General features: G+C 66.3%; 11 protein-coding genes. 8 read left to right on the top strand and 3 right to left on the bottom strand.

Translation table 11 applies throughout. The features are described from left to right. The first annotated feature begins 25 nt into the window (after window positions 1-25). The 3 genes from PJW05_RS01870 to betI (PJW05_RS01860) all read left to right on the top strand — a co-directional run bounded on the left by PJW05_RS01870 (window position 26) and on the right by betI (PJW05_RS01860) (window position 2,830). On the top strand, window positions 26-970 hold the full coding sequence (locus PJW05_RS01870) for a choline ABC transporter substrate-binding protein (RefSeq protein ID WP_271410252.1): 945 nt from the start codon (window positions 26-28) through the stop codon (window positions 968-970). 149 nt (window positions 971-1,119) lie between these two features. Further along, a complete protein-coding gene (locus tag PJW05_RS01865) occupies window positions 1,120-1,977 on the top strand; it encodes a glycine betaine ABC transporter substrate-binding protein (RefSeq protein ID WP_271410251.1) in 858 nt (285 codons plus the stop codon). A gap of 259 nt (window positions 1,978-2,236) precedes the next feature. Next, window positions 2,237-2,830: a transcriptional regulator BetI gene (betI, locus tag PJW05_RS01860; protein ID WP_271410250.1), complete on the top strand. Its 594-nt coding sequence runs from the start codon at window positions 2,237-2,239 to the stop codon at window positions 2,828-2,830. 103 nt (window positions 2,831-2,933) lie between these two features. Here the strand turns inward: betI (PJW05_RS01860) and PJW05_RS01855 are convergent, their stop codons facing one another. Further along, the gene (locus tag PJW05_RS01855) at window positions 2,934-4,478 is read right to left on the bottom strand and encodes a BCCT family transporter (protein WP_271412161.1); all 1,545 of its coding nucleotides are present in this window, start codon (window positions 4,476-4,478) and stop codon (window positions 2,934-2,936) included. Between the two features lie 286 nt (window positions 4,479-4,764). On the opposite strand from PJW05_RS01855, the gene betI (PJW05_RS01850) reads away from it, so the two are divergent. The 3 genes from betI (PJW05_RS01850) to betA all read left to right on the top strand — a co-directional run bounded on the left by betI (PJW05_RS01850) (window position 4,765) and on the right by betA (window position 8,695). Beyond that, window positions 4,765-5,358 (top strand): transcriptional regulator BetI, encoded by a 594-nt coding sequence (betI, locus tag PJW05_RS01850; RefSeq protein ID WP_271410249.1) that lies wholly within the window; start codon window positions 4,765-4,767, stop codon window positions 5,356-5,358. A gap of 46 nt (window positions 5,359-5,404) precedes the next feature. Further along, window positions 5,405-6,877: a betaine-aldehyde dehydrogenase gene (gene betB / locus PJW05_RS01845; protein ID WP_271410248.1), complete on the top strand. Its 1,473-nt coding sequence runs from the start codon at window positions 5,405-5,407 to the stop codon at window positions 6,875-6,877. Between the two features lie 129 nt (window positions 6,878-7,006). Beyond that, complete coding sequence (gene betA / locus PJW05_RS01840) at window positions 7,007-8,695, top strand: choline dehydrogenase (RefSeq protein WP_271410247.1); 1,689 nt, start codon at window positions 7,007-7,009, stop codon at window positions 8,693-8,695. A gap of 677 nt (window positions 8,696-9,372) precedes the next feature. On the opposite strand, the gene torT is transcribed toward betA, so the two are convergent. Then, the gene (torT, locus tag PJW05_RS01835; RefSeq protein ID WP_271410246.1) at window positions 9,373-10,404 is read right to left on the bottom strand and encodes a TMAO reductase system periplasmic protein TorT; all 1,032 of its coding nucleotides are present in this window, start codon (window positions 10,402-10,404) and stop codon (window positions 9,373-9,375) included. Window positions 10,405-10,606: 202 nt separating this feature from the next. Here torT and dbpA point away from each other — a divergent pair, with 202 nt between their 5' ends. After that, the gene (dbpA, locus tag PJW05_RS01830; RefSeq protein ID WP_271410245.1) at window positions 10,607-11,986 is read left to right on the top strand and encodes an ATP-dependent RNA helicase DbpA; all 1,380 of its coding nucleotides are present in this window, start codon (window positions 10,607-10,609) and stop codon (window positions 11,984-11,986) included. A gap of 46 nt (window positions 11,987-12,032) precedes the next feature. On the opposite strand, the gene PJW05_RS01825 is transcribed toward dbpA, so the two are convergent. Then, window positions 12,033-12,776, bottom strand: a complete 744-nt coding sequence (locus PJW05_RS01825) for a substrate-binding periplasmic protein (protein ID WP_271410244.1) — start codon at window positions 12,774-12,776, stop codon at window positions 12,033-12,035. A gap of 228 nt (window positions 12,777-13,004) precedes the next feature. On the opposite strand from PJW05_RS01825, the gene yccS reads away from it, so the two are divergent. After that, on the top strand, window positions 13,005-15,182 hold the full coding sequence (gene yccS / locus PJW05_RS01820) for a YccS family putative transporter (RefSeq protein ID WP_271410243.1): 2,178 nt from the start codon (window positions 13,005-13,007) through the stop codon (window positions 15,180-15,182). Window positions 15,183-15,318 lie beyond the last annotated feature (136 nt).

Genomic DNA, 15,318 nt, shown 5'->3' with positions numbered 1-15,318 from the left:
TCTTTCAACGTTCAGGGAGTCGCGAATGAAAAGAATGAAAAAAGTGGCGGCACTGGGCCTGCTGGCCTGCGCGCTGGCCCAGGGTGCCTGGGCCCAGGAACCGCAGAGCTGCAAGCAGGTCCGCTTCGCCGAGATCGGCTGGGCCGACATTGCCGCCACTACGGGCGTGGCCATGGTGCTGACCGAGGGGCTGGGTTACACCCCGCGCAAGATCATGGCCTCCGTGCCCATCGCCTTCACCGGCGTGAAGAACAAGCAGATCGACGTCTTCCTCGGCTACTGGGCACCGTCCATGGACGCGGTGATCGAACCCTTCACCAAGGACAATGGCGTGAAGGTACTGCCGACCCCCAACCTGGAAGGCGCCAAGTACACCCTGGCGGTCCCCACCTACGCGGCTGACGCCGGGCTGAAGAGCTTCCAGGACATCGCCAAGTTCAAGGAGCAGCTGGGCGGCAAGATCTACGGCATCGAGCCCGGCAACGACGGCAACCTGCTGATCGACAAGATGATCAAGGGCGACCAGTTCGGTCTGGGCGAGTTCCGTATGGTCGAGTCTTCCGAAGCGGGCATGTTGGTGCAGGTGCAGCGCGCGGTGAAGAAGAAGGAGCCGGTGGTGTTCCTCGGCTGGGCACCGCACCCGATGAATACCCAGTTCGACCTCACCTACCTCGCCGGCGGTGACGATGTGTTCGGCCCGGACTACGGCGCCGCCAAGGTCTACACCGTGGTACCGCCGGACTACGAGCAACGCTGCGCGAACGTCGGCAAGCTGCTGAACAATCTGCAATTCAACGTGCAGATGGAAAGCCAGCTGATGGAGAAGATCCTCGAGAAGGAAGACCCGGTGAAGGTTGCCGCCAACTGGCTCAAGGCCAACCCGGCCGCGCTGGACAAGTGGCTCGCCGGCGTCACCACCTTCGATGGCCAGGACGGCGCCGCCGCCGTGAAAAAACACATCGGCCTGTAATTTCAGGCCCCCTCGCGGGGCCTGTTCCCTTGCAATTCGCCAATCGTGGCCCGGTGACGGGCCGCGAGCGGCACAGTCGCGACACCCGCCTCAGAACGGGTGATCGACCACGTAGTTAGCTGCCAATCCCACCTGATGGAGCAATACGTATGCGCAAGTTGAAATCCCTTTGTCTCAAGACCCTCGGTGTCGCCACCCTTGCCCTCGGCGTGGGCATGGTCCAGGCCGCCGACAAACCGACCCTGAAGATCGGCTATGTGAACGGTTGGGACGACAGCGTCGCCGCCACCTACGTGGCGGGAGAGATCCTCAAGGAGAAGCTCGGCTACGACGTCGAGCTGAAGCCCGTCGAGCCGGCCATCATGTGGCAGGGCGTGGCCCGCGGCGACCTGGACGCCACCCTCTCCGCCTGGCTGCCGGCCACCCACGGCGAGTACTACGCCAAGCTCAAGGACAAGGTGGTGGTGCTCGGCTCCAACTACGAGGGCGCCAAGATCGGCCTGATCGTGCCCGACTATGTGAAAGCCAAATCCATCGAGGACCTGAACACCTACAAGGCCGACTTCGACGGCAAGATCACCGGTATCGATGCCGGCGCCGGCGTGATGCGCCGCACCGAGGACGCCATCAAGCAGTACAACCTGGACATCAAGCTGATGCCCAGCTCCGGCCCGGCCATGGCCACCGCCCTCACCCGCGCCGAGAAGGCCCAGAAACCCATCGTGGTCACCGGCTGGATTCCCCACTGGATGTTCGCCAAGTGGAAGCTGCGCTTCCTGGAAGACCCGAAAAAGGTCTACGGCGATGACGAGCACGTCGACACCGTGGTCAATCCGGGCCTGGAAGCCAAGGCCGCCGACGCCACCGCCTTCCTGAAGAAATTCTCCTGGAGCGGCGAAGAAGTGGGCTCGGTGATGCTGGCCATCCGCGAAGGCGCCAAGCCGGAAGCGGCCGCCAAGGACTGGATCACCAAGAACCCGCAGCGCGTGGAGGAGTGGTTGAAGTAACCAGCCACCTCGCCCCCGACGCCCCCGCCGGCCACCGCCCGCGGGGGCGTTCTGCTTTTTGTGGGAGCGATTTCAATCGCGATGCAGGCCGCAGGCCTGCCCCGGAAAGGCTGGGGTCGCTGAGCGTCCCTTTCGCGATTGAAATCGCTCCTACAGCTGGAGCCTCGCCGCCCCGATAAACCCCATCAATTGATCGATCAATCAATTTCCCCCTAGACTGCGCGCTCCCGATTCCCACACAAAATGGTGGAAATATCCGATGCCCAAGGTCGGAATGCAGCCGATCCGCCGCTCGCAGTTGATCCAGGCCACCCTCGAAGCCGTCGACCAGGTGGGCCTGGCCGATGCCAGCATTGCCTATATCGCCCGCATCGCCGGCGTTTCCAACGGCATCATCAGCCACTACTTCCGGGACAAGAACGGTCTGCTGGAAGCCACCATGCGCCATCTGATGGGGGCGCTCAGCTCAGCCGTGCGCCAGCGCCGCGCCGCCCTGCGCGACGACTCGCCGCGCGAGCACCTGCGGGCCATCGTCGCCGGCAACTTCGACGACAGCCAGGTCAACGGCCCGGCCATGAAGACCTGGCTGGCCTTCTGGGCCGCCAGCATGCACCAGCCGTCGCTGCGCCGCCTGCAGCGGATCAACGACCACCGGCTCTACTCCAACCTCTGCTGCGAGCTGCGCCGGACCCTGCCCCGGCACCAGGCGCGCTCCGCCGCCCGCGGCCTGGCCGCGCTGATCGACGGCCTGTGGCTGCGCGGCGCGCTGTCGGGCGATGCGTTCAACGTCGGGCAGGCGCTGCAACTCGCCTACGACTACCTGGACCAGCAGTTGGCGAAGGCCGAGGCCTGATCCCCTCTGCTGTGGGAGCGAGTTCATTCGCGAATGAATTCGCTCCCACAAAGAAAAAGCCCGGTCCTGGGACCGGGCTTCTTCATTGCAGCCAAGGGTCGCGTCAGGCCGCCTCGCCTCGCAGTTCGACCACCTGGGTCGCCGCCGGCGCCGACTGCTGCGCCGCCAGGTCGGCCTTCATGGCTTTCAGCAGAGCGAACATGTAGAGCAGCAGCACCACCGAGAACGGCAGGCCGGCCAGCACCACCACCGTCTGCATGGCGGTGAAGTTGCCGGCGAAGAGCAGGCCGATGGTCGCCAGGGTCACCACCACGGACCAGAAGATCCGCAGCCAGTTGGGCGCGTCCTCGTCCAGGTCGCCTTCCTCGCGGGACAGGTTGGCCAGCATCACCGAACCGGAGTCGGCCGGGGTGAGGAAGAGTACGAAGCCGACGCAGATCGACAGGCCGATCACCGCCTTGGCCCAGGGGTAATGTTCCAGCAGCAGGTAGATGGACATCGCCGGCTGTTCCAGCGCCGCCTTGCCCAGGTCCGCGGCGTTCTGGTTCATGACCAGGTCCAGGGCGCTGTTGCCGAACACCGAGAGCCAGGCCAGGGTGAAGCCCAGCGGGATCAGCAGCACGCCGCTGACCAGCTCGCGCACGGTGCGGCCACGGGAAATACGCGCCACGAACATGCCGACGAAGGGCGCCCAGGAAATCCACCAGGCCCAATAGAACAGGGTCCACAGGCCCATCCATTCTTCGCTCTTGCCGGACTGGCCGGTGTACACGTAGAGGTCGAAGGTCTTCAGCACCAGGCCGTTGAGGTAGTCGCCCAGGTTCTGCACGAAACCGTTGAGCAGGTGCAGGGTTTCGCCGGCCAGCAGCACGAACACCAGCAGGCCGCTGAACAGGATGATGTTCAGGTTGGACAGACGGCGGATGCCCTTCTCGATGCCGGACACCGCGGCCAGGGTAGCCACCGCGCTCATCACCAGGATCACCGCCAGTAGCGCGCCCTGGCTATGGGGCAGGCCGAAGAGGTATTCCAGGCCCGAGGAGACCTGCAGCGAACCGATGCCCAAGTTGGTCACCAGGCCCAGCAGGGTCACGAAGATGCCGAAACAATCCACCGCGTTGCCCACCGAGCCCTTCATCAGGCGCTCGCCGAACAGCGGATAAAGCGCCGAACGCAACGCCAACGGCTTGTTGTGACGGTAGGCGAAGTAGCCCACCGCCAGGCCCACCAGCGCATAGATGGCCCAGCCATGCACGCCCCAGTGGAGGAAGGTCAGCTGCAGCGCCTGGCGCGCGGCCTGCTGGCTGCCCGGCTCGCCTTCCGGCGGGTTGAACAGGTGGTCGATGGGTTCGGAGGCCGCGAAATAGAGCAGCGAGATGCCGATACCCGAGGAGAACAGCATGCCGGCCCAGGCGCCGTAGCTGAAATCCGGCTTGCTGTCGTCCGGCCCCAGTCGCAGGTGGCCAAAGCGCGAGAAGGCGACGTAGAGGACGAAGAACAGGTAGGCGCCGATGGCCAGCATGTAGTACCAGCCGAAACTGCGCGACAGCCAGGCCTGGGCCTCGCCGAGCACGCTGCCGGCCTCTTCCGGGAACGCGATCAAGGCAACCGTGAGAAGCAGGATGAGCGCAGTGGATCCGAAGAACACCACCGGATTCAGGCGCACCTTCTCAGGTTTGATTGTTGTTGGAGCTTTACTCATTGGGAAATTCCCTGGGCAGTGAAAGCAGGCGCCTGTGCGGCGCAACGACAGTCCCGCACCCCCGGTCGGCGACGAGTGGCAGCGCCGGCCGAAGGCCCTGGAACGGGTGCGGCGAACTGCCGCATCCCGCTTCATGGTGCGCAGCTTATTCTTTGTTGTTTGAACGATCAATCAAATTAAAGTAGGCTGGATTTCAACCCGTCCGGAATGCCCCCGGAAAAGGAGGAAACCCATGCCCAAGATTGGAATGCAGCCCCTGCGGCGGACCCAACTGATCCACGCCACCCTCGAGGCGGTGGACCAGGTCGGCATGGGCGACGCCAGCATTTCCTACATCGCGAAGCTCGCCGGGGTTTCCAACGGCATCATCAGCCACTACTTCCAGGACAAGAACGGGCTGCTGGAAGCCGCCATGCGTTTCCTCATGAACGACCTGCAGGCGGCGGTGCGCAGGCGCCGCGCAGCCATGCGCGACGACAGCGCACGCGGCTACATCCGCTCCATCATCGACGGCAACTTCGACGAGTCCCAGGTCAACGGTCCGGCCATGAAGACCTGGCTGGCGTTCTGGGCCAGCAGCATGCACCAGCCGGCCCTGCGCCGTTTGCAGCGCATCAACGACCTGCGCCTCTACTCGAACCTCTGCTGGCAGTTCAGCCGCGAGCTCGATGCACAAAGCGCCCGCAGCGCCGCCCGCGGCCTGGCCGCCCTGATCGACGGCCTCTGGCTGCGCGGTGCGCTGTCCGGCGAAACCTTCGATACCGAGCAGGCACGCCGGCTCGCCTACGAATTCCTTGATCAACAACTGGCCAAGCAGGCGGCTTGATCCGCCCGGCCGCCTTGCGAACACAAGACCTAGAGAGGACCCCCCCATGGCCCGATTCGAAGAACAGAAGCTCTACATCGGCGGTCGCTACGTCGACTCCACCAGCGGCGCCACCTTCGAGACCATCAACCCCGCCAACGGCGAAGTCCTGGCCAACGTCCAGCGCGCCAGCAAGGACGACGTCGAACGCGCCGTTGCCAGCGCCGTCGAAGGCCAGAAAGTCTGGGCCGCGATGACCGCCATGCAACGTTCGCGCATCCTGCGCCGCGCCGTCGACATCCTGCGTGAGCGCAACGATGAGCTGGCCGCGCTGGAAACCCTGGACACCGGCAAGCCGCTGGCCGAAACCCAGGCCGTGGACATCGTCACCGGCGCCGACGTGATCGAGTACTACGCCGGCCTGATCCCCGCCATCGAAGGCGAGCAGATCCCGCTGCGCGAAACCAGCTTCGTCTACACCCGCCGCGAGCCCCTGGGCGTGGTGGCCGGCATCGGCGCCTGGAACTACCCGGTGCAGATCGCCATGTGGAAATCCGCCCCTGCGCTCGCCGCCGGCAACGCCATGATCTTCAAACCCAGCGAAGTCACCCCGCTGACCGCGCTGAAACTGGCCGAGATCTACACCGAAGCCGGCGTGCCGGACGGCGTATTCAACGTTCTCACCGGCAGCGGCCGCGAAGTCGGCCAGTGGCTGACCGAGCACCCGCTGATCGAGAAGATCTCCTTCACCGGCGGCACCTCCACCGGCAAGAAGGTGATGGCCAGCGCCTCCAGCTCCTCGCTGAAGGAAGTGACCATGGAACTGGGCGGCAAGTCTCCGCTGATCATCTTCGAAGACGCCGACCTCGACCGCGCCGCCGACATCGCCGTGATGGCCAACTTCTTCAGCTCCGGCCAGGTCTGCACCAACGGTACCCGCGTGTTCGTGCCGCGCGCCCTGCAGGCCCGCTTCGAAGCGAAAGTGGTCGAGCGCGTCAAGCGCATCCGCCTGGGCAACCCGGAAGACGCCACCACCAACTTCGGTCCGCTGACCAGCTTCGCCCACATGGAAAGCGTGCTCGGCTACATCGAGGCCGGCCGCAAGGAAGGCGCGCGCCTGCTGATCGGCGGCGAGCGCGTCACCGACGGCGAATACGCCAAGGGCGCCTACGTGGCGGCCACCGTGTTCAGCGATTGCACCGACGACATGACCATCGTCCGCGAGGAAATCTTCGGCCCGGTGATGAGCATCCTGGTCTACGACACCGAGGAAGAAGTCATCCGCCGCGCCAACGACACCGACTACGGCCTGGCCGCCGGCGTCGTCACCCGCGACCTGGCCCGCGCCCACCGCGTGATCCACAAGCTGGAAGCCGGTATCTGCTGGATCAACACCTGGGGCGAGTCCCCCGCCGAAATGCCGGTGGGCGGCTACAAGCAGTCCGGCGTCGGCCGCGAGAACGGCCTGACCACCCTGGCCCATTACACGCGCATCAAGTCCGTGCAAGTGGAAATGGGCGACTACTACTCGGTGTTCTGACCGGTGCCGCCGGGGGTGCAGACGCGCCCCCGGCCCCGGCTCGACGCCGGCCCTGGCAACCCGGCTGCAGTCCGGGGAAGAGAGATGCCGTGCCCCGGAACCATCCGGGTCCATTAGCAGGTAAGTGAAATGTCCCAAGAATTCGATTACATCATCGTCGGCGCCGGCTCCGCCGGTAACGTCCTGGCCACCCGCCTGACCGAAGACGCCGATGTCAGCGTGCTGCTGCTGGAAGCCGGCGGCCCGGACTACCGCCTGGACTTCCGTACCCAGATGCCCGCCGCCCTCGCCTTCCCCCTGCAGGGACGCCGTTACAACTGGGCCTACGAGACCGATCCGGAGCCCTACATGAACAATCGCCGCATGGAATGCGGCCGCGGCAAGGGCCTGGGCGGCTCGTCGCTGATCAACGGCATGTGCTACATCCGTGGCAACGCCCTGGACTTCGACGGCTGGGCCAAGGCGCCGGGCCTGGAAGACTGGACCTACCTGGATTGCCTGCCCTATTTCCGCAAGGCGGAAACCCGCGACATCGGCCCGAACGACTTCCACGGCGGCGACGGCCCGGTGAGCGTCGCCACGCCCAAGGCTGGCAACAACCCGCTGTTCCACGCCATGGTCGAAGCCGGTGTGCAGGCCGGCTACCCGCGCACCGAGGACCTCAACGGCTACCAGCAGGAAGGCTTCGGTCCCATGGACCGCACCGTGACCCCGGAAGGCCGCCGTGCCGCCACCGGCCGCGGCTACCTGGACCAGGCGCGCCATCGCCCCAACCTGACCATCGTCACCCATGCCCTGACCGACCGCATCCTGTTCAGCGGCAAGCGTGCCATTGGCGTCGCCTACCTGCGTGGCAACAGCGACAACCCGATCACCGCCCATGCCCGCCGCGAAGTGCTGGTGTGCAGCGGCGCCATCGCCTCGCCGCAACTGCTGCAACGCTCCGGCGTCGGGCCGGCGTCCCTGCTGCGCGACCTCGACGTGCCGGTGGTACATGACCTGCCGGGCGTCGGCGCCAACCTGCAGGACCACCTCGAACTCTACCTGCAGTACGCCTGCAAGGAGCCGGTGTCCATCTACCCGGCCACCAAGTGGTGGAACCAGCCGGCGATCGGCGCCGAGTGGATGTTCCTCGGCACCGGCCTCGGCGCCAGCAACCAGTTCGAGGCCGGTGGTTTCATCCGCACCCGCCCGGAGTTCGCCTGGCCGAACATCCAGTTCCACTTCCTGCCGGTGGCGATCAACTACAACGGCAGCAAGGGTGTGCAGGAACACGGTTTCCAGGCGCACATGGGCTCCATGCGCTCGCCCAGCCGCGGCCGCATCCACCTGAAGTCGAAGGACCCGCGCCAACACCCGAGCATCCTGTTCAACTACATGTCCCACGAACAGGACTGGCAGGAGTTCCGCGACGGCATACGCCTCACCCGCGAGATCATGGCCCAGCCGGCCCTGGACCCGTACCGTGGCCGCGAACTGAGCCCGGGGGTGAACATGCAGTCGGACGCCGAGCTGGACGAGTTCATCCGCAACCACGCGGAAACCGCCTTCCACCCGTCCTGCTCCTGCAAGATGGGCACCGACGACATGGCGGTGGTGGATGGCCAGGGCCGCGTGCACGGCATGGAAGGCCTGCGGGTGGTGGACGCGTCGATCATGCCGGAGATCATCACCGGCAACCTCAACGCGACCACCATCATGATTGCCGAGAAGATCGCCGACAAAATCCGCAACCGCAAACCGCTGCCGCGCAGCACCGCCAGCTACTACGTGGCCGGCGACAAACCGGTGCGTGGCGCCCCGCTGCGTCAAGTCTGACCGGGCGCGTGATGACGAGGCCCCGGGTGCGATGCGCCAGGGGCCTTTTTCATTTCGACGGAAGACTGGCATCCGCAGGGGCGAATGAATTGGCTATGTTCGCGTTAGCAGTTGTGGTTTCAGACGGAGGGCTCTAGCGCGGTTCGTTCAGGCCTCCGCGCCAGCCTGACACAGCCCTCATCCGAACGCGGCCCGCCCCTCTCCCAGAGGTAGAGGGGTGACTCGCGCTGGCGAGGCACAAACAGTCCTGAAGCCACCAGCGGTCTGACACCAAGCAGAGAAAGGTGGGGCAGCGACCCCGCCCCTTCAGGAGGCCGAGCGGAATCGTTGCAAAACGGAGCGCAGCGAAGTAACAGCCGAAGGCTGGCCCGAAGGGCGAGCGCAGCGAGTCAGGGGGACGAGCGGCATGGATGCCGCGAGAGGCGTGCCCCCGGCGCAAGGATAGAGCGAGGGAAGTTTGGCGAAGCCAAACCCGGATGCAGGGGCAAGCCATTTGGTTCCTTTCGGCGACTGAGAAAGTGACTCGTCCGGGGGGACGAAACCAGAAACCTCAGCGGAACTCGGAAATCAGCTGGGCGCCAGACCTGCTAGCAATACTTAACGCAGACATAGCCAATGGATTCGCAAAACCGGCGTTGCCCGAGCGCGATTGAAGGTCGATCGAACCGCCAGTTGCCTTACTCCGGCAGCTCCTGGCGGATCATCCAATGCCCGCTGGGCGGCATCAGGTGGCTGATATCGAAGCGTTCCAGGTTGTCCCTGTCGATCACCTCGATCTTCGGACTGACCCGCTCCGGCAACGACTTGCCCTCCAGCGCGCGCACCGCCAGGTCGATCGCCACCCGCGCCTGGATCACCGGCGAGTCCGTCGGCGCGGCCAGCACGGTACCGTCGGCAATCGCCTCCAGCACCCGCTCGGTGGCATAGAGCGACACCACCTGCGCCTGGTAGCGGCTACCGGAGGAACGCACCAGTTGCCCGGCGAAGGCGGCCGCCTCGGCATTGCCGAGTATGTAGTCGAGCGCCGGTTCGCGGGCCAGCAGCTGGCGCACCAGCACCGCCTGGGTGGAACGGTCCACCGGGCCGTAGCCGCCGGGTACCAGGGTCAGGCCACTGCCCGCGTCCAGCTCGGCCAGGCCGCGCTCGGCATCGGCCACCCAGCCGGCGTCACGCGGCCCCGGCAGCCAGCCCACGCGCAGCGGACGCCCCTGGCTGTGCTGGCGGATATAGGCCACGGCCGCCTTGGCCATGTCGGCGAAATCCACCTGGGAACGGGCGTTGATGTCAGGACAGTCGACGCGGTTGATCAGGTCGATCACCGGCAACTTGTCGCGGCGCAGCAGGGCGATCTCGTCGCACAGCCCCTCGGCGCTGATGGCGGCGACCACATAGGCGTCGGCGGCCAGCTGGATGCAGCGGGCCAACTGCGCGCGCTGCATGTCGGGGAACTGGTAGCCCCCGGCCTCGTACACGCCCAGATGAACCCCCTGGCGCCGGGCTTCCTCGTCCAGCCCCCAGGCCACCCCCCACCAGTAGCGGTCCATGCCATGGGGCAACAGCGCGCAGATGCGCCAGGGCTTGCTCGCACCGCTCAGCGGCCGGTAGCTGGCTTCCCGGCCTTCCACCTCGACCCGCAGGGGAAACCACTCCGCCGCCAGGCAGGGTGCGATGCTCAGCCAGCTCATTAGCAGCGCGCAGAGGGTCCGCATGGGAACAGTCCTATTCCAAGGCAGGGCGGAGAAGTTCGGATAGTGGCAAGCCTAGCAGGCCGACGCCAGTTGCCCCGGCGCCGGCTTGGCCGGAACGCGAGCCGGTCGCCGCCCAGGTTGGCAAGGCGATCGCGACGAGTGACCGGGGTGACGCGCGCCGGCCTGCTAAACTGCGCGCCATTTCGACTCCCAGGCCTTTCCCGTGACCAGCACCGCCTTCGACACCCTGCCCCTCTCCGCCGATACCCTGGCCAACCTGGAAACCCTGGGCTATCGCGACATGACGCCGATCCAGGCCCAGGCCCTGCCGCTGATCCTCAAGGGCCGCGACCTGATCGCCCAGGCCAAGACCGGCAGCGGCAAGACCGCTGCCTTCGGCATCGGCCTGCTGGAGCCGCTCAACCCGCGTTTCTTTGGTTGCCAGGCACTGGTGCTCTGCCCCACCCGCGAACTGGCCGACCAGGTGGCCAAGGAAATCCGCCGCCTGGCCCGTGGCCACGGCAATATCAAGGTACTGACGCTCTGCGGCGGCGTGCCCTTCGGCCCGCAGGTGGGCTCGCTGGAGCATGGCGCCCACGTCATCGTCGGCACCCCGGGCCGGGTCCAGGAACACCTGCGCAAGGCCACCCTGGTGCTCGACGGCCTCAACACCCTGGTGCTGGACGAAGCCGACCGCATGCTCGACATGGGCTTCTACGACAGCATCGCCGACATCATCCAGCAGCTCCCGGCGCGTCGGCAGACCCTGCTGTTCTCCGCCACCTACCCGGCCGGCATCGCCCAGTTGGCCAAGACCTTCATGCGCGACCCGCAGCAGGTACAGGTAGAAGCCCTGCATGACGACAGCCAGATCGAACAGCGCTTCTACGAGATCGATCCGCGCCAACGCATGGACGCCGTGCTGCGCCTGCTGCAGAGCACCCGCCCGCAGTCCTGCGCCGCCTTCTGCCACACCCGCCAGCAGTGCCAGGAACTGGAGGCCCATCTACGCGATAACGGCGTTTCCGCCCAGTCGCTGCACGGCGATCTGGAGCAGCGCGAACGCGATCAGGTACTGACCCTGTTCGCCAACCAGAGCTGCAGCGTGCTGGTGGCCACCGACGTCGCCGCGCGCGGCCTGGACATCGCCGCGCTGGAAGCGGTGATCAACGTCGAACTGTCCCGCGACCCCGAGGTGCACATCCACCGCGTCGGCCGCAGTGGCCGCGCCGGCGAGAAAGGCCTGGCGCTGAGCCTGGTGGCCCCGGCCGAGGCCAGCCGCGCCCAGGCCATCGAGGACCTGCAGCAGGCCCCGCTGAACTGGCAGCGCCTCGACGAGTTGATCGTGAAGAACCGCGAACCGCTGCTGCCGCCCATGGCCACCCTGTGCATCAACGGCGGCCGCAAAGAGAAGCTGCGTCCCGGCGACATCGTCGGCGCCCTCACCGGCGAAGCGGGGATTCCCGGCAGCCAGGTGGGCAAGATCGCCATCTTCGACTTCCAGGCTTTCGTCGCCGTCGAGCGCGGCATCGCCAAGCAAGCGCTCAAGCGCCTCAGCGAAGGCAAGATCAAGGGACGTTCCTACAAGGTCCGCATCATCTGACGCGAGCCGGATACAGGACCTCTCGCGCTACGCGCAGGGGGTCCCGTCAGGGGCTGGGCAGACCGTGGCGGGCGAAGATCGCCTGGTAGGTGCCATCCTCGCGCATGGTCTGCATGGCCTGGTCGAACGCCTCCACCAGTTGCCGATGCCGTGGATGACTACGGCGCACCAGGATGTGCAGGCCGTTCTCGCTGAGCGGCCGGGGGAGGAACTCCAGCTGCTCGCGAATGCCTGAAAGCTCGCGGTTGAGGTAGGAGCGCGCCACCAGTTCATCTTCCAGGGTCAACTGCACCCGGCCGGCCGCGAGCATCCGCGCGCCCATGGGGAAGCCCATCACCGGCACCTTGTTCAGGGTGGTATCGGCATCGAAGCTCGGCAGATAGCTGTAGCCGCGCACCACGGCGATGCTGTAGCGCTTCAGATCCTCCGGCCCTTGGTAGTCGACGACCGTGCCCTTGCGCTTGAGAAACAGGACACGGTTGGTCAGGTAAGGCTGGGAAAACTGGCCGAAGCGCGCCCGTTCCTCGCTGTACCAGGCGCTGACGACAAGGTCGTACTCACCTACCTGGACCCCGCGCAAGACCCGCGCCCAGGGCACTTCGACATACTCGGCGCGGTGCCCGGCGCGCTTGAGGGCGGTGCTCACCAGTTCGGCGGCCAGGCCATTGCCGGGTAATCGCGCGTCGGTGAAGGGCGGCCAGACGTCGGCGGCCATGCGCAGGGTTTCGGCATGGGCACCCGCGCAAGCGAGGAGCAAGGCGAACAAGGCAAAACCACAGCGTCGTCTCATGCGTAGGCATCCGAGATCAGGTTTGGCCAACAGGAGTCCCAAGCCTGCCTCAAATCCGGCAGCCTCACCAGAGGGAATGGGTACTTCCGTACCTGATTTTCGTCCGCACCGCGCAACGCCATCGCGCCCAGGCATCGAAAGCGACAGGGCGGCTGACAGCGCCCTTCACACCCCTTAGGCTGTAGCCGGCAGCACTGCCGCCCCCGGACATCCGCCCACAAGGCCCCTATGCCCTCGACTCCATTCGTTCACACGCTGCGCCGCCTCTGGGCGGTGGACAAGTTCAGCTACAGCCTGCGCGTCTTCATTGCCCTGACCGGGAGCATGGCGCTGTGCTGGCAGCAGGACCGCTTGGACCTGCTGATCCCGCTTTTCCTCGGCATCATCGCCAGCGCCCTGGCGGAAACCGACGACAGTTGGCAGGGCCGCCTCACCGCGCTGCTGGTGATCCTCGGCTGCTTCAGCATCGCCTCGCTGTCGGTGGAGTTGCTGTTCCCCTATCCCTGGCTTTTCGTCGGCGCCCTGGCCCTGGCCAGCTTCGGCCTGACCATGCTCGGCGCCCTCGGCGAGCGCTATGCCACCATCGCCTCGGCGACCCTGATCCTTTCCATCTACACCATGATCGGCGTCGACCAGCGCGGCGGCGCGCCCACCAACCTCTGGCAGGAGCCCGCCCTGCTGGTGGCCGGCGCCACCTGGTACGGCCTGCTCTCGGTGCTCTGGCAGGCGCTCTTCACCCATCAGCCGGTGCAGCAGAGCCTGGCCAGGCTGTTCCGCGAGCTGGGGCAGTACCTGAAACTGAAATCCGCGCTGCTGGAACCGGTGCGCCAGCTCGACGTGGAGGCCCGCCGCCTGGAACTGGCCCGGCAGAACGGCCGGGTGGTGGCGGCGCTCAACGCCGCCAAGGAAATCATCCTGCACCGGGTCGGCAACGGCCGGCCGGGCCCCAAGGTGAACCGCTACCTCAAGCTCTACTTTCTGGCCCAGGACATCCACGAACGCGCCAGTTCGTCCCACCACCCCTACAACGAACTCGCCGAAGCTTTCTTCCACAGCGACGTGCTGTTCCGCTGCCAGCGCCTGCTGCGCCAGCAGGGTGGCGCCTGCCAGGCCCTCGGCCGGGCCATCCGCATGCGCCAGCCCTTCGACTACCTGGATGGTGCCCAGGCCCTGGAAGACCTGAACACCTCCCTCGAGCACCTGCGCGTCCAGAGCAACCCGGCCTGGCGCGGCCTGCTGCGCTCGCTCAGCGCCCTGGCGCGTAACCTCGCCACCCTGGACCGCCTGCTCATCGATGCCAGCAACCCGGACGCCCTTGCCGAGGCCCAGGACACCAGCCTGCTGGACCGCTCGCCGCAAGGCCTGAAGGATGTCTGGGAGCGCCTCAGGCAGAACCTCACGCCCACCTCCCCGGTGTTCCGCCACGCCCTGCGCATGGCCCTGGCGCTGGCCACCGGCTACGGGGTGCTGCACCTGATCCACCCGGAGCAGGGCTATTGGATCCTGCTGACCACGGTCTTCGTCTGCCAGCCCAACTTCGGCGCCACTCGCCGCAAGCTGGTGCAGCGGATAGCCGGCACCCTGCTCGGCCTGGCCCTGGGCTGGGCGCTGTTCGACCTGTTCCCCAGCGCCCTGGTGCAGTCGGTCTTCGCCGTGGTGGCCGGGGTGGTGTTCTTCGCCACCCGCGCCACCCGCTACACCCTGGCCACCGCCGCCATGACCCTGCTGGTGCTGTTCTGCTTCAACCAGATCGGCGACAGCTACGGCCTGTTCCTGCCGCGCCTGGTGGATACCCTGATCGGCGCGCTGATCGCCGGCCTGGCGGTGATCTTCATCCTCCCGGACTGGCAGGGCCGGCGGCTCAACCAGGTGGTGGCCAATACCCTCACCTGCAACAGCCGCTACCTGCGCCAGATCATGCAGCAGTACGTCGGCGGCAAGCGTGACGACCTGGCCTACCGCCTGGCCCGACGCAACGCCCACAACGCCGACGCGGCGCTGTCCACCACGCTGTCCAACATGCTCATGGAGCCTGGCCACTTCCGGAAGGAGGCGGACATCGGCTTCCGCTTCCTGGTGCTCTCCCACACCCTCCTCAGCTACCTCTCGGCCCTCGGCGCACACCGCAGCGACCAGCCGGGGGAGGCCCTCACGCCGTTGTCCGAACAGGCCGCCGAGCAGATCGCTGAAAGCCTCGACTGCATCGCCCAGGGCCTGAGCGAGCGGCGCCCGATCAGCATCCACCGCGATGAGGAAGACGCCCTGGCCAAGGCCCTGGAGCAGCTCCCGGAAGACCTCGACGACCGCCCCCGGCTGGTACAGACCGAGCTGGGGCTGATCTGCCGGCAACTGGGGGCCTTGCGGACCCTGACGGCGCATTTGTTGAATGCGGGGAAGGTGGTGTAGGCGAGTGCCTTAGGCGCTCCCCTGTGGGAGCGAATTCATTCGCGAATGGATTCCCACAGCAGAAGGCGATCCGTCCGACTCACACCCGCAACACCGACACCAGCACGAGCCACCTAAAGTCATTGCCTTCGATATC

Origin of the sequence: Pseudomonas sp. Q1-7 (assembly GCF_028010285.1) — a bacterium.
In the GTDB taxonomy this organism is placed as follows: Bacteria; Pseudomonadota; Gammaproteobacteria; order Pseudomonadales; family Pseudomonadaceae; genus Metapseudomonas.
Note: the sequence above shows the minus strand (reverse complement) of the source record. Positions and strands in the feature narration are given on the sequence as shown.

What these genes read in the sequence shown, in the direction of transcription:
- betA (WP_271410247.1), top strand. Translation starts at nt 7,007, where the DNA reads ATGTCCCAAGAATTCGATTACATCATCGTCGGCGCCGGCTCCGCCGGT.
- PJW05_RS01825 (WP_271410244.1), bottom strand. Translation starts at nt 12,776, where the DNA reads ATGAGACGACGCTGTGGTTTTGCCTTGTTCGCCTTGCTCCTCGCTTGC.
- betB (WP_271410248.1), top strand. Translation starts at nt 5,405, where the DNA reads ATGGCCCGATTCGAAGAACAGAAGCTCTACATCGGCGGTCGCTACGTC.
- PJW05_RS01865 (WP_271410251.1), top strand. Translation starts at nt 1,120, where the DNA reads ATGCGCAAGTTGAAATCCCTTTGTCTCAAGACCCTCGGTGTCGCCACC.
- torT (WP_271410246.1), bottom strand. Translation starts at nt 10,404, where the DNA reads ATGCGGACCCTCTGCGCGCTGCTAATGAGCTGGCTGAGCATCGCACCC.
- yccS (WP_271410243.1), top strand. Translation starts at nt 13,005, where the DNA reads ATGCCCTCGACTCCATTCGTTCACACGCTGCGCCGCCTCTGGGCGGTG.
- betI (WP_271410249.1), top strand. Translation starts at nt 4,765, where the DNA reads ATGCCCAAGATTGGAATGCAGCCCCTGCGGCGGACCCAACTGATCCAC.
- PJW05_RS01870 (WP_271410252.1), top strand. Translation starts at nt 26, where the DNA reads ATGAAAAGAATGAAAAAAGTGGCGGCACTGGGCCTGCTGGCCTGCGCG.
- betI (WP_271410250.1), top strand. Translation starts at nt 2,237, where the DNA reads ATGCCCAAGGTCGGAATGCAGCCGATCCGCCGCTCGCAGTTGATCCAG.